Here is a 22266-nt window from a genome sequence, read left to right as displayed (position 1 = left end):
AATAGGTGAATAACAATGAACCAAACCGATGTCTTTCAATTGAAAACCGCAGCTCTTGAAAAAGTGAAGGAGCGGCAATATTGGACTTCTGTATTAACTCAAATCCCGTCGGACTGCCGTTTTCCTTATGATTCACAGCTTCTTGATCAAAACGATGAAGAAGCTTCAATACCTTTTTCATTCCCGGCTCAGCTGGAAAAGGCCATCTTAAAGGCATCCGGAGCTTCAGATTTGCGTATGTTTATGATTTTGATGACTGCGGCAGTCACATTGTTGCACAGGTACGATGGAAGAACGGATATCATGGCGTCGGCCCCTGTGTTGAGACAGCGGGAAACACAGCCGGTGATCAATGATCTTCTTCCGCTGCTGGTGAAAATCAATCCTTCTATGAGTTTCAGAGACTGTTTAGAGCATGTGAAACAAGCTTTTCAAGAAGTGTATGCCCATCAAAATTTTCCTGTGAAAATCCTATTGGATGAGCTTCATCCTTTGCATAAAAAAGGGGAGCCCCGCTTCGGCATTTCCCTTGCTGTGAATGATCTTCAGCAGCCGGTGTCATTGAAAGCGCTGGACACGAATCTATTTTTCTCCATTCAGTGTGATGAAGGGAGATTGACTGGAAAGCTGAGCTGGAATTTGAAGCATTACACATTCGATACTGCTGAACGGATAGCCGGCCATTTTTGCATGCTGGCAGATCAGGCTTTGTCGGCGCCTGAGACTCTGGTCTCTGAGCTGCAGTTACTTTCTCATGAGGAGAGAGAGAGAGTCATCACGACATTTAATCACACAAATCAACCATACCCGAAGGAAAAATCGATTGTCGATCTCTTCAAAGAACAGGCAGCTCTCAAACCTGATCAGCCTGCAATCGTGTATGAAGATGTCAGCTTCACATACGGTGAGGCTGATGAATTGTCAGATCGGATTGCTGCTTTTTTGACAAAAGAAGGCGTTTGTCATGAGGAGCCTGTGGGGCTGATGGTTCATCGCTCGGCAGAAATGGTTATCGGCATATTAGGCATTTTGAAAGCAGGTTGTCCTTATTTGCCGATAGATGTAAATATGCCGTCTGAACGAATGGATTATATGCTGAAAAACAGCGGGGCGCGGTTTGTGATCACGAACAAGGGTTATAGCACTTCTGCTGAGAATCAAAAAAGCTTATGTATAGAGGAAATGATGAAATTTGAAGGGGCGGCGGAGCATGGGTGCCTGCCATCTCCTGAAAATCTCGCTTATGTGCTGTATACATCAGGGACAACAGGAAAACCGAAAGGCGTGATGGTGGAGCATCGTCAAGTCATCAATTTAGTATATGGCATAGACAGCCTTCATTTTCAGCCATTTTCACAAGAGCACCTCCGTATCGGCATGCTTGCTTCACATATTTTTGACGCATCCGTGCAAACGATATTTCCGGCAGTGCTTCTTGGACACACCTTATATATTGCGCCAGATCATGCAAGGATGGATGGAAAGCAGCTGTGGTCTTTTTATGAGGAGAACCGCATTCATATTTCAGACGCGACACCCTCTCATTTGCGCCTCATGATCAAAGCCGCTGAGAAAGAGCCGCATCACGTTGACGAATTGAAGTTAATAATGGCTGGCGGCGAAATGCTGCCGCCCCAATTGGTTCAGCAATATTTACAAACGTTTCGTGCGGGTAAGCCGGTGATGACAAATAATTACGGTCCGACGGAATGCGCTGTGCAATCAGCGGCTTTTACCATACCTGAGTCTTGGAATGAACCCGTCGTACCGATCGGCAGGCCGATGCCGAATGAACAGATTTATATTTTGGATCATTGCGGACAGCCTGTGCCCATCGGCGTATACGGAGAACTGTGCATTGCCGGAGACGGGGTGGCAAGAGGATATATCCGTCAGCCAGAGCTGACGGCAGAAAAATTTACAGAACCGCAGCATATTCCTGCCGGCAAGCTTTATCATACCGGTGACTTGGCGAGATGGCGTAGTGACGGCTTCATCGAATTTTTTGGCAGGTATGATGATCAAGTAAAAATAAGAGGATTCAGAATAGAGCTTGATGAGATTAGAAAAGCCTTGCTTGATTACCGGGAGTCGGGACAAATTATTCATGATGCGGTGATTATTCCAGTTCAAAAGGAATCAGATGATCCATTTCTTGTGGCGTATCTCATTTCCTATCAAAAACTGAAAACTCGAAAAATGAGAGGATTTTTAGGAGAAAAGCTGCCGGGGTATATGATTCCGAGACGATTCATCCGCGTGGACTCATTTCCAATGAACCTGTCAGGGAAGCTTGATCTCAAAGCACTCCCAGACCCCTTTGAAGAGCCTGAATCTGACGAGCAGGTCATAAAACCGCACAATGAAACCGAAAAAAAGCTGGTTTCCATTTTTGCCGGCATTCTGAATATACCTGAATCTGATATCAGCATGGAAGATAACTTCTTTGATATCGGCGGAAACTCATTTCATATCGTAGAACTATCGAACAAATTGAAAGAGCAGTTTGGACAAGAGCTGTCTGTTGTTCAGCTGTTTCAGTATACATCTGTATCGGCAATAGCTGCCCAGCTCAGCCGGCAAGCGGAGTCTGAGGGTTGTCAGGCAAATGCAGAAAGTGAGGAAGAGGCAGCGGAAGATTTAGAAAATGTCGCACAACTGTTAGGCGGGATTTCTGATGAGTAAAACAACAGGCTTAGAAATAGCGGTTATCGGAATGGCTTGCCGTTTCCCCGGAGCCAAAAATATTGAAGAGTTTTGGGAGAACATGAAAACGGGCACGGAATCCATCACATTTTTCTCAAAAGAAGAGCTTATGGAAGCCGGTGTGCCTAAAGAACAGCTCGATCATGAGAATTATGTCAGAGCCAAAGGAAAAGTAGACCGGCATGACCACTTTGACGCGGCGTTTTTCGGCTACTCACAGCGAGAAGCTGAGGTAATGGACCCGCAAGTGCGCATGTTTCATGAAGTTGCGTGGGAATCTCTTGAAAACGCCGGCTACAATCCCGAAACCTATTCACAGCCTATCGGCTTATTCGGCGCTGCGTCTGCGAATTTGTACTGGCAGGCAAGTTCAATGCTGCTGAGAAATAGCAGTTCTTCTGAACAGTTTGCTGCTGTTCAGTTGACGGACAAGGATTTTATGAATACACAAGTTTCTTATAAATTAAATTTGAAAGGGCCGAGTATCGCGGTGGATACAGCCTGTTCATCTTCTCTGACGGCGGTGCATCTCGCGTCCAGAGCTTTGCTTACCGGCGACTGTAAAATGGCGCTGGCCGGAGGTGTAACGGTGACTTGCCCCCACAAAAAGGGCTATATGTATCAAGAAGGAATGATTATGTCGCCGGACGGCCGCTGCCGCGCGTTTGACGCGGAAGCAAATGGGACAGTCGGGGGAGAGGGCTGCGGTGTTGTAGTGCTGAAAACCTTAAAGCAGGCGCTGAAGGATCAAGATCATATTTACGCTGTCATTAAAGGTTCCGCATATAACAATGACGGCAGCCGTAAAGTCGGTTACACCGCGCCAAGTATCGAAGGGCAGGCCGATGTCATTAGAAAAGCGCTGAACATCAGCCGTGTAGAGCCCGAAAGTATTTCTTATGTCGAAGCGCACGGCACGGGCACCTCGTTAGGAGACCCGGTTGAAATAGAGGCGCTAACACAAGCGTTTCAAACTGAAAAGAAGCAATACTGCGCAATCGGCTCTGTTAAAACAAATATCGGTCATTTGGATTCCGCCGCGGGTATTGCGGGGTTTATTAAAACGGCGCTGAGTCTCAAAGCGAGAACTCTGCCGCCAAGCCTTCATTACAAAAAGCCTAATCCTAAAATTGATTTTGAAAACACTCCTTTTTATGTCAGCACATCAGCAAAGCAATGGACAGTAGCTGGCCGGGTGTTTCGAGCGGGCGTCAGTTCCTTTGGGATCGGCGGCACGAATGTTCATGTTGTGATGGAAGAGCCGCCGATGAAGGAAAGACGTCATCAAGAGGATTATGAAGACTGCCTTATGCTTATTTCTGCCCGTTCTGAAAAAGCGGCAAAGAAGGCCGCGGATCAGGTCAAGCGATTTATAAAAGAGAATGAAGAGGTGCCGCTCCAAGACGTTTCATACACACTGCAAGAGGGCCGCAGGCATTTTCAGTATCGTCAAGCGTTTACGGCTGGCCCTTTAGGGATAACAAGCGATATGGCAAGTACTTCAATAGCGCTGGAGAAGCCGGCCGTTGTCTTTATGTTTTCCGGCCAAGGCTCTCAATACGTCAATATGGGGAAACAATTGTATGAACAAGAACCCATATTCCAGGAGGAGCTGCACCGCTGTTTTGACATTCTGCAAACTGAGGAAGGACTCAATATTAGAAGCATTATGTTTCCGAATAATGAGACAGAAAGCGAGGAAGCTGAACAGCTTATCCATGAAACCTCGTATACGCAGCCTATTTTATTTTCTTTTGAATATGCGCTGGCGTCCTTCTTAATCAAAAAGGGGTTAAAACCGCAATACATGATTGGCCACAGCATAGGGGAATTAACGGCAGCCTGTCTGTCAGGCATTTGTTCATTGGAAGACGCGCTTCATATGGTTGTGATGAGAGGCCGATTGATGCAGGAAATGCCGGAGGGAGAAATGTTGAGCGTCAGACTGCCTGGCGTAGAGACAGAAATGGAATTGACAGAAGGGGTTGAGCTAGCGGCTTCAAACAGCTCTGATTTATCGGTTGTATCAGGCCTTATGGAGCCAATCAATGCTTTTGCCGCGCGCCTTCAGTCGAAAGGAGTGGCCATTCAGCATTTAAAAACGTCCCATGCGTTTCATTCAAGCATGATGAAGCCGGCAGCATCTCGTTTTGCTGATATTCTGCAAGAGATAGAATTCCAAGCACCTGACCTTCCGTTTATTTCAAATGTGACAGGCGATTGGATACAAGCAGAGCAGGCCGCAGATCCGAAATACTGGGCTTCGCAAATCACGGAAAAGGTTGATTTTCATTCAGGGCTGAGCACGCTTTTACAAATGGGGAATGTTGTATTTGTTGAGATCGGGCCAGGGAACACGTTGACGCAGTTTGTGAGAAAACATGAGGGTTTTATGACGGAGCAACATGCTGCGGTTAATATCATCAGGCATCCAAAGGAAGTATCGTCTGATCGTGTCTATCTGTTAAACCGCATCGGCAGGCTTTGGACGCATGGTGTAAACATGAACTGGGAGCACTTTCGCCAGGGGAGCTCATATGAAAGGGTCCCGCTTCCGACTTATCCTTTTGAGCATCAAGTATTTCCCGATCCGCAACCAGCTCAGGGCGGCATGGAAGAAAAGATCAAAAACGAATTGAAATTAAACATTGCCTCCAGTGAAGAACAGCTTCCTTTTGATAAGTGGTTTTCCGTCCCGCATTGGGAACGAATGGAACCAGCCAATGAGACATTCATTCATCAAGGAAAAAGGATACTTGTCTTTGAAGAAAACAATAATGTCAGCCAATATCTCCTAAAGCAGCAAGCGGAAGCCGTGTCTGTCCTCCCGGGTGATTGCTTTGCGGAAATGGACAAAAACACGTTTACGGTAAACCATCGGGATACGGCCCACTTTCGGAAGCTGCTGGATGAACTGAATGCAAGGGGGTTTATCCCTGATGAAATCATCTGGATGTGGCTGCAAGACTGTGATTGTCGTGATGGAGATCTTGCAGAGCGCACAATAGCCGGTTATCTTCCCCTCCTTGATCTTGTCCGTTTACTTGGAACAGAGAGCAACAAAAGATTCAGCATGACCGTAGTGACCAATCAAGCTCACGATGTGACGGGAATGGAGGAGCTTCAGCCTCATCAGGCTGCGCTGACCGGAGTCTGTTTGACCATTCCGCAAGAGTATCAGCAGATCAGCTGTAAAGCTGTTGATCTTTGTCCGGACCCGCGGCACGGTCAATCAAACTGGCCTGAAATGATTTCTTATGAACTTAAAAAAGAGGATGATCAGCCTATTGTGGCTTATCGCGGAAACAGCAGATGGATTCGGCAGGCGAAGCAGCCGGGCAAGCAAGATGAGATTGATATGGCCGGCAATCTCAGGCATAAAGGAGTTTATATCATTACAGGCGGCCTTGGCGGGATCGGATTATCTCTTGCATCTCATTTAGCTGAAACAGTTCAAGCAAAGCTTGTGCTGCTAAGCCGGACAGGACTGCCCGATAAACTAATAGCAAATGACGATGCAATCAAAAAACTCAAAGCTGTTGAAGAGCTTGAGAAGGCTGGAGCCGAGGTGCTGGTATTACAGGCGGATATTTCAGATGAGGCAGAGCTTCAAAAAGCCTTGCAAACGGCAGAATCTCGTTTTGGACAAGCCATTCATGGCGTTATTCATGCAGCGGGCATTCCTGATGGCAAAGTGATTCACGCAAGGACACCAGACGATGAGAGGCAGATGGCAAAAGCCAAAATAACAGGAACCGCTCTGTTAAGAAAAGCGCTTAAAAACAAACAGCCGGACTTCTTCTTCATTTGTTCCTCTCTTGTTTCATTTTTAGGAGCGGGGGGCCAAGTTGGCTACGCTGCATCAAACGCATTCTTGGACAGCTATGCTCACGCATGCCGAAAAGAAGGCGAAAACATGGTGTCGGTTAACTGGGACCGTTGGGAACAAGTAGGGATGGCATATGAATCAGAAACGGCGGCCATTCTTTCGAAGATAGCGGACAAGGGAGAGCAACACCAAGGAATCCTGCCGGCTCAAGGTGCGAAAGCATTTATGAGAGCTTTGCAGCTGCGCTACCCGCAAGTCCTGATTTCGCTGCAGGACGTGAACAAACGAATAAAAGACAGCTATGTGAAAGAAGACAGACAAACCGCAGCGCATGTCCTGACAAAAGACCGCTTGGATACACTTGAAGAAAGGTTAATGAATATTTTTAAGGATTATTTTCATTCTGAGACAGATGTAAATATGAATTTCTTTGAATTAGGAGCCTCTTCACTTGATCTGCTTCAGGTGAGCGGGAGAATCAAAAACGAGCTCGGTGTGGATATCCCGGTTGTGATGATGTATGCCCACCCGACGGTTGCAGCATTAACCGAAGCCGTCAAAGCACAGCAAAACGGTGATGACTTACACATAAAAGGAATAGAGCCAGATCGCCAAAAAGCCATAAATGAAGGGAAAAACCGGCGAAAACAGCGAATGAGACGAAAATAGATGGGAGGCTGATTTCCATGGCTGACGAGAAACAATGGACAGAAACAGGACTGGAAATAGCGGTCGTCGGTATGGCGGGCAAGTTTCCAGGCGCGGCAAATATTGATGAGTATTGGAGCAACATTTCAAAAGGAATAGAATCGGTCACTCAATTTACCGATGAAGAATTAAAAGAAGCCGGGGTTGATGAGAAGCTGCTTGGTCAAGAGGCATATGTAAAAGCAAAGCCGATCATTGATGACGTTTCTGACTTCGACGCGGCGTTTTTCGGCTATTCACCGAGAGAAGCGGAATTGATGGATCCGCAAATCAGACTCATGCATGAATGCACCTGGGAAGCGCTGGAGCATGCGGGCTGTGACGCTGAACGGTTTAACGGGCTGATCGGGCTGTATGCTGGTGCTTCCAGCAATTTGTCCTGGATGGGCCGTCATATGTCTTCTCTTCATAAGAATGAAGACGCATTTCAAATCATGCATTTAAATGATTCGTCGTTTGCATCACGTATCGCTTATAAACTTAATTTGAAAGGGCCGAGTGTATCAGTTCAAACTGCTTGCTCGACTTCTCTTGTCGCGATACATATGGCGTGCCAGGGCTTAATTGGGGGAGAATGTGACCTTGCATTAGCCGGAGGTGTTACCCTGAGCCTGCCGCATATATCTGGGTACCTTTATCAGGAAGGAATGATCTATTCAGCAGATGGTCATTGCCGTCCGTTTGACGAAAAGGCGAACGGAACCATTTTTGGTGAAGGAGCCGGAGTGGTGGCGTTAAAGCGATTGAAAGACGCACAAGCTGACGGTGATGTGATTTATGCGGTCATCAAGGGCTCTGCAATTAATAATGATGGAAACAATAAGGCAGGGTATACGGCTCCCAGTGCTGAAGGCCAGGCGAATGTCATTGCCACAGCTATGGAGATGGCGGAAACGGAACCGGAAACCATTGGTTATGTTGAGGCTCACGGGACGGGAACGCCTGTTGGAGATCCGATTGAAATTGAGGCGCTGACCCGTGCTTTCAATACAGATAAAAAAGCATATTGCCGCATTGGTTCTGTCAAAGCGAATATCGGGCATTTGGACGCCGCCTCGGGGGTAGCGGGATTTATAAAAACCGTTATGATGCTCCATCATAAAATGCTGCCTCCCGCTTTTCACTATCAAAAATCGAATCCGCGTATCAAGTTTGAGAACACGCCGTTTTTTGTCAATACAGAGCTGGCTGAATGGGAATCTCAGCAAGGGCCGAGAAGAGCCGGCGTGAGCGCCTTTGGAATCGGCGGCGCGAATGCTCACGTTGTCCTTGAAGAGCCCCCATCTCATACTGATGAAATGCCAGCCGGCGGTCCTGAGCTTGTTGTTCTTTCTGCGAGAACAAGGCAGGAGCTTACCCGTTCAATGGATCAATTGGCTGATTTTCTTCGCCGCAACCCTGAAGCGCCGCTGCCAGCCATAGCCCGTACGCTACAGCTTGGCAGAAAACAATTCCAGTACAGAATCTCCTTTGTAGCTTCACATCAAAAGGATCTGCTTGATCAGCTTTCTGATCATCGGAGTAAAAAACAAATCAGAGAATCGGCGGTTGTTCCAAGCAGCACCATTTTTGTATTTGCGGGAGACGTTCAAGAGGGCTTTGGCCGATATACGCAGCTGTACCGCACGGAAAGCCTGTTCAAAAAAGAAGTCGATGCTTGTCTTGAAAAGGTGCAAAATGCGTTTCAGCAGGATGTACTCAGCTTCTTTAAAGCATGTATTTCTGCTCCTGAAACGTACCAGGAAGAGGAAAACCTGGGATTGGTCCATTTGTTGTCGTTCATCATGGAATACGCCGCAGTCCGTTTCTTACAGCACACCGGCATAACACCAGACCGCTTTATCGGGCGGGGATTCGGGGAGTTTACGGCGGCCTGTGCGGCAGGAATGTTTTCCTTCGAAGAAGGGGCCGCAGCCGCATATAAACGCGGAGAGTTAATCAGCATGTCGCCGGCAGGAAAAATGCTCGGTGTCAGCCTGTCAGAGCCGGATATCGTTCAATACTTAGAGAAATCATTATCCCTTGCGCTGATTGATGAGCGGTATTGTGCCGTCTCCGGTTTGCCGGAGGATGTGTATCAGCTGAAGGCGCGGCTTGAACAAGAAGGGATAGCTGCTGAGTTACTTGATGGGGATATTGCGTATCAATCGGATCTGCTGGCTGACGCAGCGCAAGAATTCATGCACTTCCTTGGCACGCTGGACATGAAGTCACCAGACATTCCAGTCGTTTCATCTGTCACTGGAAAAGTGATAACAGATGACGGAGCAGCGGATACCAGTTATTGGGCCGGCCAAATCGGCAAGCCGATACGGTTTTTTGAACACATCTCGTCTTGTTTGCGGGAGGAACCTGCTATTTGCATAGACCTGCGTTTGAATCAGGGGGCATCAGTATTTACAGAGCGCCAATCAATTGGCATGGCAGGTGAACTTGGCACACAAGGACACACAGACGTTTTAAAGTTACATATATACGGAGCGTTGTGGAGTCTCGGGTCTGAGGTTGATTTCAGTATCCTGCATGAACCTCAGCTTAATAAAAGGTTAGCTCTGCCGACTTACCCTTTTACAAAGCAGCATTTCCCGTTGCCTGACAGCTTGGCACCGGCTGAACTTGAAAAAGATGAGCCTCACCAGCCGGCAGAACCGCTTCGTGCAATGCCGTTATCTGCTATTGAAAAGACAGTCAGAGAAATTGTCATTAAGCATTTTGGATTCAATGAACTTAACGATGATGCACCATTTTTTGAGCTGGGGGCTACGTCGCTTGATATCTCTCAATTAGCGGCAAAAGTAACAGATCAGTTGAATTGGAAGGTGGAACCAGTTCTGCTTTATCAATTTGCCGCAGTTCGCAGCCTGGCGAAGCATCTTCATCAACAGGTTCAAACGAAGGCCGGGCAGCCGGAAATGACGCAGCATCAAAAGGTGTCGCAAAGCCGTCCGAACGGCCAGGGAACTGATATCGCGATTATCGGTATGGCAGGGCGTTTTCCTGGAGCCGGCAATTTGGATGAGTTTTGGAATAATCTCGTAAACGGCAAAGAATCTATCAGCTTCTTTACGGATGAAGAACTAAAAGCGTCAGGCATTGATGATCAGCTCTTGAAGCATCCTGATTATGTAAAAGCGAAGGGGATCATTAAGGACTCTGATATGTTTGATGCAGATTTTTTCCAATATTCCTCAAGAGAAGCGGAATTGATGGATCCGCAATTCAGGCTTTTACATGAATGTGCCTGGGAGGCCTTAGAAGATGCGGGCTGCGACCCGGAGCGGACAACAGGGAAAATCGGCGTCTACACTGGGACAAGTCCAAACCTCGAGTGGATTACACGTTTCGCAGGGAAATTGGATGGGACTGAACAGTTCAGCTCCATGCTGTTAAATGACAGAGAATTTTTCAGTACCCAGCTTGCTTATAAATTAAACCTGCATGGGCCAAGCATCACAATGCAAACAGCCTGCTCTACTTCTTTAGTCAACATTGGAGCGGCATGTCAAGCGCTGCAAAACGGAGCATGTGACGCGGCGCTTGCTGGAGGCGTAACTGTCAGCACCCCTTTAAGGTCAGGCTATGTTTATCAGGATGGCATGATTCAATCACCTGATGGGCATTGCCGTCCATTTGATGAGGACGCAGGCGGTACCGTTTTTGGCGATGGCGCGGGGATTGTCGTTTTAAAAAGATATGAGGACGCCGTTAAAGAAGGGCACTCCATTTATGCGGTCATAAAAGGGGTCGGAATGAATAATGACGGAAGCCGAAAAGTCGGTTTTACCGCTCCGAGTGTAGAAGGCCAGGCCGAAGTGTTAAAACATGCATACGAGAATGCAGGGATTGATCCGAACACCGTAGGGTATATCGAAGCTCACGGAACCGGTACAAAAATGGGCGATCCAATCGAAATGGAAGCGCTGAGCCAGGTTTTTAAAAGTGACAGGCCAATGTCAATTCCAATTGGGTCAGTGAAAAGCAATGTCGGACATTTAAACAGCGCTGCCGGGATTGCCGGACTCTTTAAGGCCGTTTTATCGCTAAAACATAAAACCATTTTGCCAAGCTTGAATTACACAACTCCTAATCCGCATATTCATTTTGACCAGACACCATTCTATGTAAATACCGAAGCGACATACTGGAAGGAATCCGCTGATCCAAGACGGGCGGGTGTCAGCTCCTTCGGAATAGGCGGCACCAATGCGCACATTGTGCTGGAAGAAGAGCAGGAGTCAGGCAGAGAAGCTGACGAGAGCCAGCGGCATTTGCTAGTACTGTCAGCAAAAACAGACACAGCCTTAGAGCGGATGACAAATCGATTGAAAGAGTTTCTTCGAACGCATCCGAACGTTCCGTTAGAGGATGTGGCATACACCTTACAAGTCGGCAGAAAACAATTTTCATATCGAAAATCGGTCGTGCTGTCAAAATCAACGGAATGGGAAAGCGGTGCAGAGCTCACAGCCTATCAAAAACACAGCGGGCGTCCGACTGCTTTTATGTTCTCAGGGCAAGGCTCTCAGTATATCGATATGATGAAAGATTTATATGAAGCTGAACCGGTATTTCAGAGTGAAGCGGACCGCTGTTTTGCCTTCGTGCAGAGGTCACATCAAATTGATTTGAAGGCGATCGTCTTCCCCGAATCAAATGATGGGGCGAAGCTGACAGAGACCGCTGTTGTACAGCCGCTGCTGTTCATCTTTGAATACGCGCTCGCAAAGCTGCTGCAAAGTGCAGGCATCTCACCGGATTACATGATTGGGCACAGCATTGGTGAATACACTGCTGCATGCCTGTCAGGCTTATTTTCATTAGAGGCAGCTTTAACGCTCGTAATGGAGCGGGGAAGACTGATGCAGCAGCTGGAGTCTGGGGCAATGATCAGTGTTCAGCTATCAGAGAAAGAGCTGGAGCCGCTGCTTACGGACAGTTTGTCACTTGCGGCTGTTAATGCTCATGACTTATGCGTAGTATCCGGAAAAAGCGAAGACATTGAGACGTTTGCGGTTCTCCTTGAAGAAAAGGGCATTGCAGGCCGCCGGCTGCATACTTCTCACGCCTTTCATTCTGATATGATGGAGCCCATTCTTGAGGATTTTGCCGCGATTGTAAAGCAACAGGATATGAATACCCCTCGGATTCCATTTGTTTCGAATGTAACGGGAACATGGATAACACCGGAACAAGCAGCAGACCCGGCTTATTGGTCTCAGCACTTAAGAGGCACAGTCCGCTTCCATGAAGGATTGGAACAGATTTTGAGTGATGACAACGTTCTGTTAATAGAAGTCGGGCCGGGCAGCACATTAAGCACATTTGCCAGAAGGCACAAGAAGAGATCTAGCCAGCATGACATTGTCAACCTCGTCAGACATGTTCAGGAACCAGCGCATGATCATTCCTATTTCTTAAAGAAATTAGGCCAGCTTTGGGTCTGCGGATGTGAAATTGACTGGGGGCAGTATGGCGGTGGTAAGCCTAAGCGGCTGATATCGCTTCCGCCTTATCCTTTTGAGAAAAAACGCTATTGGATAGAAGCGGCTGACAATGCGGCTGCTTTCACCGCAGTTGATGCATGGAATAAAAAGAAACCGATGGATCAATGGTTCTATCTGCCGTCATGGGAAAGGAAAATCAAGTCCGCTGACAGCCGAAAGAAAGAGCAGCCAGCTGAAAGCGGAAAAACACTGGTTTTCCATGAAGGAACAGCCTTTGGAGATCGGCTTGTGCAAGCGATGCGACGCCAAGGACATGAGACCGTAATTGTCACGAGAGACCGGCTATTCAAAAAAATAAACAGCGGATTGTATGTCATTAATCCATCTGATGGCACACATTATGAGCGTTTATTTTCTTCGCTTGCTTCAGACGGGCTCCTTCCAAACTGTGTGATGCATCTGTGGAGCGTTTCGGAGCAAGAGGAATCCTATAAAACGTTCAGCACGTACAGTGAAAACGGCTATTATAGTTTGATTTTTACTGCACAGGCGGCATCTAATCAAAAACAAATGAACGAATGTAACATGTTTGTGCTGACAAGCGGGATTCATGAGGTGACTGGAGAAGAACAAATCAATCCTGAAAAATCGACCATTTTGGGGCCGTTGAAAGTCATCCCGCAGGAATATAACCATTTGAAATGCTGGAACATCGACATTCCTCCTTTACCGGATACATTGACATGGAAAGAAGAGGAGTTGATTGACCAAATTCTGACGGAAACTGATGCTACGGGTGAGGATCAAATAATCGCATACCGAAACCGCCGCCGATGGGTGCAGATGTATCAGCCTGTTCAGTTAAATAAAGCGTCCGGCTTGCCGAATATGATCCGCCCGAAAGGGGTTTATCTTATTACGGGTGGGCTTGGCGGAATCGGATTTGTGTTATCAAAGCTGCTTGCACAAGAAGGAAACGTCCGTCTGATTCTGACAGGAAGAAGTGAACTTCCGCAGCGCAGCCAGTGGGAAAGCTGGTGCGAGAAGCATGAGGACGATGATCCGACTTCGGTGAAAATCCTGAAAATAAAAGAATTGGAACGGTTAGGCGCAAAGGTGACAGCTCTTCAGGCAGATGCGGGAAGCCTGTCGGATATGCAGGCTGTTATGAGAAAAATTCATACTGAGTTTGGAGAGCTAAACGGTGTCTTTCACGCTGCCGGACTTCCGGGGAGCTCGTCTTTCAGGGCGATTACAGATATACCTGCAACGATTGAAGGCGGAGAAGACCAGTTCCAGTCTAAAGTCAGAGGATTGAAAGTGCTTGAATCTCTATTAGAAAACGAGAATATAGATTTTTGTTTCTTATTTTCATCGATTAGTGCTTTGCTCGGAGGTCTCGGTTTCTCAGCGTACTCCGCAGCGAATATTTATATGGATGCTTTTGCGGCGAGGGTGAATCAGCGCAGCAAGACGCCTTGGGTTTGCGTGAATTGGGATGCATGGAACTTCTGGGGCCAGCTTGAATCAACTATCGGAGAATCTATTGCTGAACTTGCCATTTTGCCTGAAGAAGGAGCAGCTCTATTTCAATATGTGCTGTCAGATATCAACAATCGCCATTTATTAGTTTCAACGGGTGATTTGGGACACAGAATGAAGCAATGGATATCCATGAATGCCGATAGCATAGCGAAAGAGGAGAAAAAGGCAGGTGCCTTACACACCAGGCCAGAATTGAATAATCCGTATGTCGCTCCCCGCAACAAAACAGAGCAGGTCATATGCGGCATTTGGCAAGATTTCATGGGCCTGGAGCAAGTCGGCATACATGATAACTTTTTTGATTTGGGAGCCAGCTCGTTAGATATTGTACAAGTGACAAATCGTTTAAATAAAGAATTGGGAACCAATGAGGCTGTGGTGACTTTATTCACATACCCATCTGTAGCTGCTTTAGCGCAATTTATCAGTCCAGATCAAGAGGAAAGTGAAGAGGAGAAGGAAGAAATGGCGGCTGTATCCAAGGGACGGAGAAAAACGCGGATACGTAATCAGCGAGATAAAAGATTGAGAGGCGGCGAATAGAATGAGTAATTCTCATTATGCGAATCATGGAGCTGAAATTGCGGTAATCGGCATGGCAGGCCGATTTCCGGGAGCAAAAAACGTGCAGGAGTTTTGGAGCAATTTAAAAAATGCGAAAGAAACGATTTCTTTTTTCACTGATGAGGAGCTGAGAGAAGAGGGCGTTAATGAAGAGCTGCTGAATGATCCGCGATTTGTCAAAGCAAAAGGAATTGTGGAGGATGTAGATCTGTTTGATGCCGGCTTCTTTGATTATACGCCGAAGGAAGCTGCCATGATGGATCCGCAGTTCCGTATCTTTCATGAATGCGTGTGGACCGCCTTGGAAGATGCTGGCTACGATCCTTTCACTTACAAAGGGCAGATCGGCCTTTATACCGGAGCGGGCCTCAATGCAGAATGGGTGCTGAGGGCTCTTCAGGGAGCAAAGACCGGAGAAGACTCAAAGACGCTGGAAACAGCGGTTTTGAATATGAGAGATTACATGGCAACACTTATTTCTTATAAGCTTAACCTGAAAGGGCCGAGCATGATGGTGCAGACCGCTTGCTCAACCTCGATGGTCTCTATTCACCTTGCTGCTCAGGCTTTGTTAAATGGGGACTGCCATATGGCGGTTGCAGGCGGAGTCTCTATCCGCCTCCCGCAAAAGTCCGGGTATCTCTACCAAGAAGGTATGATCCATTCTCCTGACGGACATTGCCGCGTCTTTGATGATGAGGCGGCAGGCACAGTATTTGGAGACGGGGCGGGAGCGGTCATTTTGAAAACGCTAGAAGATGCTGAAGCAGACGGAGACCATATTTATGCTGTCATAAAAGGTACTGCAATCAATAATGACGGCAGCAGAAAGGTTGGATATACAGCGCCGAGCACCAAAGGCCAGGTAACCGCGATCAAAACAGCCCTGCACATGGCCGAGGTGGAGCCTGAAACCATTACCTATGTCGAGGCTCACGGAACAGGGACGACACTCGGTGATCCGATAGAAATTGAAGCATTAAAACAAGCTTACCAAACAGACCGTCGCGGCTACTGCAGAATTGGTTCTGTCAAATCCAACATCGGTCATTTAAATGATGCGTCTGGTGTAGCTGGATTTATGAAAGCAGTTCTAAGCTTAAAGCATAAAGTGATTCCGCCGACTCTGAATTTCGAAAAGCCAAACGCCAAAATCGATTTTGAGCAATCACCATTTGTCGTCAATACGGAACTCACCCCTTGGGAAGAAAGTGAATTTCCGCGCAGAGCGGGCGTTAGCTCATTTGGCATTGGGGGAACAAATGCCCATGTCATATTAGAGGAAGCGCCGGCGCAGCACAAGGCAGCGGAAAGACATGACGCTGAACTCTTATTGCTGTCAGCCAAAACACCGGCCGCTTTAAACAGCATGACAGAACGGCTGTCAAACTATTTTATGCAAAATCCGCAGACCGATTTTGCAGCCGCGGCATATACCCTCAAAGCAGGGCGCCATTCATTTCCATATAAAAAAGCGATTGTGGCAGCGGATGTGCCTGAGTTTCTTCAGGCTATTCATGAAAATGACTATGAATCTGTTAAAACCGGAAGTTCTCAATCTGCAAGCCGGCCCGTTGTCTTTCTTTTTCCGGGACAGGGGGCGCAGTATGTTGATATGGCTAAAGGGCTTTACGATACTGTACCGGTTTTCAAGGAGGAGCTCGACGCCTGTTTTGACATATTAAAAAATCATATGGACATAGATCCGCGCACGGTGGTTTTCTCTGACAATCAAAAGCATGACGCGAATCTGATTAACCAAACTGAATATACACAGCCCCTTTTGTTCTGTATCGAATATGCACTTGCAAAAATGCTGATCCACTGGGGAATCAAGCCGAAAGCAATGGCGGGACACAGCATCGGTGAGTATACGGCTGCAGCCATTTCAGGTGTGCTCTCATTGGAAGATGCTCTTGACATCGTCAGCTATCGAGGGGCAGCTCTCCAAAATCTGCCGTCCGGTTCTATGCTTAGCGTTTCCTTAAGCGAAGCAGACATTAAACCGTATATAGACGGAACCATTTCAATCGCTGCCGTGAATGCATCGGATTCATGTGTTGTATCGGGAGAATCAAGTGCGATTGATGCATTGGAAAGGAAGCTGAACGCCGAAGGGCACAGCTGCAGAAAGCTTCATACATCACATGCCTTCCATTCGTATATGATGGAACCGGTTTTAGAAAGCATGAAACATAAGCTCTCAGCCTATCAATTTAAAAAACAAAAGATCCCGTTTGTCTCAAATGTAACCGGAGACTGGATCACTGACGAGGAAGCTAAAGACCCGGCATATTGGGCTGATCATTTGCGGGGAACCGTCAGATTTATGAACTGTGCAAAACGCTTAAAAGAAGAACTGGATCCAATTTTTATAGAGGTCGGCCCTGGAAATGCGCTGCGTTCGTTTGTCAGCAAATTGTATCAGGCAGAGGGCAAGCAGCATATTGCAATCCAGCTGATGAGGCATCCAAAGGAGGCGGCTTCTGATTACCGTTATTTGCTGAGCAGGCTGGGTGATATGTGGCTTCACGGGGTGCCGGTCGATTGGACAGCCTTTTATGACCAGGACCAATGCCAGCTTATTCCGCTTCCAACATATCCTTTTGAAAGAGAAAGATACTGGATTGGCCGGACAAATGAACAGCCGGGAACACCGGCGGCAGAACATTTTCAGCTTTTAGTGCCTGAGCAAGCAAATGACGGGCAGACAGCTGATGCAGAAGCAGATATTCAATTTAATGAGACAGAGACGGTCTTGGCTGCTATGTGGAAAGACATTCTCGGAGTCAAACATGTCACATTAGATACCCATTTCTTTGAAACAGGCGGGCATTCATTAAACGCCACTGGTCTGATTTCCCGCATTCATAAGGAATTTGGAGCGGAGCTGACGTTAAGCGACGTATTCCAGCACCCGACAATCCGTGCGCTTGCCGCGCTTATTGATCGCTCTGACCGACAACAATATACATCCATACAGCCTTCAGAGAAAAAAGACGTATACAGGCTGTCAGCTGCACAGCGGAGAACGTATTTGATTCATCAAAGAATCGGGCAAGTCACCACATATAACATGCCGATGGCTCTTTTATGCTTCGGGAAAATTGATGCCGTCCGCTTCGAGGATACATTCAAAAAGCTGATCGAAAGGCATGAAACACTGCGTACAACGTTTGAAATTAAGGATGGAGAACCTGTGCAGCGAATCCATCAAAACTTTGAATTTTCGATTGAACAAACCGAAGCGAAAATGGATGAGCTTGATGACGAAATCCGTTCATTTATACGGCCGTTTGATCTTAAGGTTTCTCCATTAATTCGGGTGAAATTCGTCAAAATCGAGGAAGAAAAACATGCGTTGCTTGTTGATATGCATAATATTGTGGCGGACGGCGCCTCAATGAATATTTTTATAAAAGAATTCACCCAATTATATAGAGGGGAACAGCTCCCCGAAAACATCATTCAGTATAAAGATTATGCGGAGTGGCAGCAGACATTTTTTAATAGTGATATGTTTAAACGCCAAAAAGAGTATTGGCTGAAGCAGCTTGAGGGTGAAGTGCCTGTGCTGAATATGCCTCTTGATTACGAACGAAAAGAACAAAGCTTTTTAGGCAGGGCGATCAAGTTTACAATCCCGCCGCGCGTTTTAGAAAAGCTTGAGAAAATCGGAGAGGCGCAGCAGCTGACAAACAATGTTATGCTGTTTCAGCTCTATGCCATGCTTTTGTCCAGCTATACAAAACAGCAGGAGCTGATGATTGGGTCATTGGTGGCAGGCCGGCGTCATGCGGATATTGAGAATACGATCGGTATGTTTACAAACTTTTTGCCGATCAAAATTCATTTGAATCCTGAAGAGTCGTTTGTCGGTAACCTTCAGCACACAAAACAAACTCTGCTTGAAGCTTATGACCATCAGGATTATCCATACGATCAAATGGCAGAAGCGCTGCAGCCGGTGATCAAGCCGAACCGCAACCCTTTCTTTGACACCATGCTGATCTATCATAATGAGTATGACCCGAATATAAAAATAGAGGCTGGCGGATTAACATTTGAAACATACGAATTCGCAAAGGGCATTTCAAAGCTTGATATGAAAATGGACGTCGTGAAGGAAGTGACAGGAGAGCTTAAATGTGTGCTTCAATACAACCGGTCGCTTTTCACTCATGAATCCATGCAGGCATTTGTTTCTCATTTTATCTCTCTTGCTGAAAAAGCTGCAGAAGAGCCTGAAAAATGCATTAAGGACATTCCTGTGCTGAGCCAAAAAGAGCAGGAAGAGGCCGAGCGGAAAAGGGAGAGAGAGTCAAACCGAGTCATCTCGTGCCCATTAACCATTTGTTCCAATTTTACAGCTGATCCGATTGTGCCTTACCTAAAATGGTGGGGCGAACAGTTTGATATCAATTTAGATATAAAGCTGTCTCCTTACGGCCAGGTGTTTCAAGAATTGCTTAATGAAGAAAGCTTGCTGTCAAGGCAAAAAAACGGTGCCAACCTGCTGTTGATTCGCCTTGAGGATATGGCGGGGGATGCGGGTCTTTCTTTGGAAGAAAGAATAGCTCACGTTCAATATAATTCAGATGAACTGCTCGCCATCATGAAACAGAAGAAAAAGGAAGTGCCTTATTTCATTGGATTGCTGCCGCTGGAAAATGTGAAAGAGCAGGAGCTCCGGGACATTCTTGTGCAATGCCAGCAGAATTGGATCGCGCAGATTGCTAAAGAAACGGATGTACATTTGATTGATCTTCGCCAGCTGCATCAAACATACCAGCTTGATGCCATATTTGACCCGCACAGTGAAAGAGCGGCAAGAATACCGTTTACTGAAGAATTTTACGCGGCGATGGGAACGCGGGTGGCGCGTGAGTTGACGGCATGGCTCAAACCGCCATTTAAAGCGGCCGCCATCGATTGTGACGGCACTTTGTGGAGCGGTACCGTGTCTGAAGCTGGGACGGAAGGAGTCATTATTACTCCTGCCCATCGAGCGCTGCAGCAATTTTTAAAGAAAAAACAAGAAGAGGGTCTGCTCCTTGTGCTTTCAAGCAGGAATAATGAAGAAGACGTCTGGAATGTGTTTGAACGTCATCCAGATATGATTTTAAAGAAAGAGGACTTTGTCCTGTCACGCATTAATTGGGATGAGAAAGCCAGAAATATGAAAGAAATGGCCGACGAGCTGAACATTTCAGTGGACCGGTTCATATTCTTAGATGATGATCCGGCTCAATGCCTTGAAATGAACGAACGCCTGCCAGAGGTTCTGACCTTGCTTCTGCCGTCTGATACAGATTCTATTCCATTGTTTTTAGAACATGTCTGGGCATTTGACAGGTTCAGGGTGACAGAAGCTGATCAAAAGCGCACGGAACGATACTTGGCAGCACAAGAAAGAAAAATAGATTTGAATACGTCCCGTTCTCTTGAAGAGTTTCTTTCCGGTTTACACCTGCGTATAGCCTTGACTGAGATGACAGAAGAGCATTTGCCGCGAGTTGCTCAAATGAGCGCGAGAATTAATCAGTTCAATATGAATCCGTCAGTCTATCGTGAGGAGCAGCTTGCCCAGCGGCTCAATACGGACGGCCATATCGGCTGGGTCGTTGAAGCGGCGGACAGATTCAGTGATGAAGGCATCGTCGGTGCAATCATGGGAATCCAAAAAGAAGATTCATTAAAGATAGATACTTTTCTGCTCAGCTGCCGCGCACTAGGCAAAGGAATTGAACATAAGGTGCTATCCGGCCTTGCTTCATATGCAAGGGATAAACAGCTTGCGACGTTGTCGTTGAAGTATAAAAAATCAGGGAAAAACCGGGCTTTTTCTGAGTTTTTGGCTGAGCATCGTTTTATGGAAGAGGCTGACCCGTTAAATACGGTTTATCACATATCCGTCAATGAGGTAGAGGATCAAAGCGGCCATATCGAATGGGTGTCCTCGTTAGAGCAAGCGCCTCGCAAAAAGGCGAAAGCGATTGCCGATGGCGTATTGCAATCCGCTTTAATGGAAAACACAAACGCTCATTGGGAAGTGCTGCATGCTGAGAAATCCTTGCATTCTCCATATTTAATGGCCTTAGATACCAATCAGCCGGAGCATTTGCGTGCTCTGTTAGTAAAGGAACATTTAGGAGCCGAAACAGAAGATAGCGGACCGGAGACAGAACAGCAAAAAATCCTCTCGGATATCTGGAAGCAAATTCTCCACTTGGATTTTGTAGGAATTGACAACGATTTCTTTGATTTGGGAGGAAATTCGCTGCTCGCTGTCAAAATGGAAGTAGAGATGGAAAAGAAAGGCTGGTATGTTGATGATTTGAATCTTGCGAAAAAACACACGATAAGGGAATTATCTAAATATATGAAGAGGGAGAATCAGCATGCATAAAGACATTAAAGCAATATTTGATGAAGAAAAGGTTTTGGCAGAAGCTGCCGTTATATATGGATTTAGTAGAGATCAAGTGCAGTTTTTAGCGGATGCGGAAAACTATGTGTATGAGTTTGCTAAAGACAATGAATCCTATATTTTAAAGATTACCCACACGATTCGCCGGTCGCCGGATTATATTATGGGAGAGATGGAATGGCTCCATCATCTTGCTGAAGGCGGTCTTTCAGTGGCCAAACCAATCCCGTCGTTAAATGGTAAGGATGTTGAGGAAGTGCCGGACGGAAAGGGCGGAGCATTTTTATTGAGAGTGTATGAAAAGGCGCCGGGCCATAAAGTAGACGAATCTGATTGGAACGAAACCCTATTTTTCGAGCTTGGCAGATACACAGGGAAGATGCACAGCCTGACAAAAAGCTATAAACTGAGCAATCCTACATTTAAGAGACAGGAGTGGGATGAAGAAGAGCAGTTGAAGCTCAGAAAATATGTTCCTGAAGATCAGACAAAGGTTTTTCAGCAGGCAGACGATTTAATGAATGAGTTGCGCCAGCTGCCAAAAAACCGTGACAGCTACGGCCTTGTTCACGCAGATCTTCATCATGGTAATTTTAACTGGGATCATGGGAAGATCACTACATTTGATTTTGATGATATCGGATACAACTGGTTTGTGAATGATATCAGCATTCTTCTCTACAATGTACTATGGTATCCGGTCATTCCTTATGAAAATAAACCAGCCTTTACAGAAGAATTCATGACGCATTTTATGAAAGGGTACAGGGAGGAAAATGAAATTGACGCCGAATGGCTCAAGAAAATTCCAGATTTCCTTCGCCTGCGCCATATGCTGATTTATGGATTGCTCCATCAAATGTTTGATCTGGATCAAATAGGAGAAGAAGAAAAAGAAATGCTGAAAGGATTCAGAAACGATATCGAAAATCAAACGCCGATAACCGAATTTGACTTTTCGAAGTTAGCTTAAGAAAATTGCGCCGGTCCCTTTTGGGACGGCGCTCCTTAATCAAAAAACGCCGGCAGTGAGCCGGCGT

The 22266-nt window shown here is 46.5% G+C and carries 5 protein-coding genes; all 5 read left to right on the top strand.

All coding sequences use genetic code 11. The annotated features are described in order from the left end of the window. Positions 1-15 precede the first annotated feature (15 nt). Genes ACQXR1_RS16075 through ACQXR1_RS16055 form a run of 5 tightly spaced genes read left to right on the top strand, consistent with a single transcriptional unit; the run spans position 16 to position 22199 of the window. A complete protein-coding gene (locus tag ACQXR1_RS16075) occupies positions 16-2685 on the top strand; it encodes a non-ribosomal peptide synthetase (protein WP_430772481.1) in 2670 nt (889 codons plus the stop codon). Then, the gene (locus tag ACQXR1_RS16070) at positions 2678-7204 is read left to right on the top strand and encodes a type I polyketide synthase (protein WP_430772480.1); all 4527 of its coding nucleotides are present in this window, start codon (positions 2678-2680) and stop codon (positions 7202-7204) included. Before ACQXR1_RS16075 ends, ACQXR1_RS16070 begins: the two co-directional genes overlap by 8 nt. A 17-nt stretch (positions 7205-7221) precedes the next feature. Next, positions 7222-14775, top strand: a complete 7554-nt coding sequence (locus tag ACQXR1_RS16065) for a beta-ketoacyl synthase N-terminal-like domain-containing protein (protein WP_430772479.1) — start codon at positions 7222-7224, stop codon at positions 14773-14775. Position 14776: 1 nt separating this feature from the next. Continuing rightward, a complete protein-coding gene (locus ACQXR1_RS16060; RefSeq protein ID WP_430772478.1) occupies positions 14777-21205 on the top strand; it encodes an HAD-IIIC family phosphatase in 6429 nt (2142 codons plus the stop codon). After that, positions 21198-22199: a phosphotransferase enzyme family protein gene (locus ACQXR1_RS16055; RefSeq protein WP_430772477.1), complete on the top strand. Its 1002-nt coding sequence runs from the start codon at positions 21198-21200 to the stop codon at positions 22197-22199. Before ACQXR1_RS16060 ends, ACQXR1_RS16055 begins: the two co-directional genes overlap by 8 nt. The last annotated feature ends 67 nt before the right edge of the window (positions 22200-22266 follow it).

Origin of the sequence: Bacillus sp. ATD, assembly GCF_050585765.1 — a bacterium.
Classification (GTDB): domain Bacteria; phylum Bacillota; class Bacilli; order Bacillales; family Bacillaceae; genus Bacillus; species Bacillus stercoris.
This window is presented reverse-complemented; position numbering and strand designations above follow the sequence as displayed.

Coding starts and splice junctions, on each gene's coding strand:
- ACQXR1_RS16055 (WP_430772477.1), top strand. CDS start 21,198: ATGCATAAAGACATTAAAGCAATATTTGATGAAGAAAAGGTTTTGGCA.
- ACQXR1_RS16070 (WP_430772480.1), top strand. CDS start 2,678: ATGAGTAAAACAACAGGCTTAGAAATAGCGGTTATCGGAATGGCTTGC.
- ACQXR1_RS16060 (WP_430772478.1), top strand. CDS start 14,777: ATGAGTAATTCTCATTATGCGAATCATGGAGCTGAAATTGCGGTAATC.
- ACQXR1_RS16065 (WP_430772479.1), top strand. CDS start 7,222: ATGGCTGACGAGAAACAATGGACAGAAACAGGACTGGAAATAGCGGTC.
- ACQXR1_RS16075 (WP_430772481.1), top strand. CDS start 16: ATGAACCAAACCGATGTCTTTCAATTGAAAACCGCAGCTCTTGAAAAA.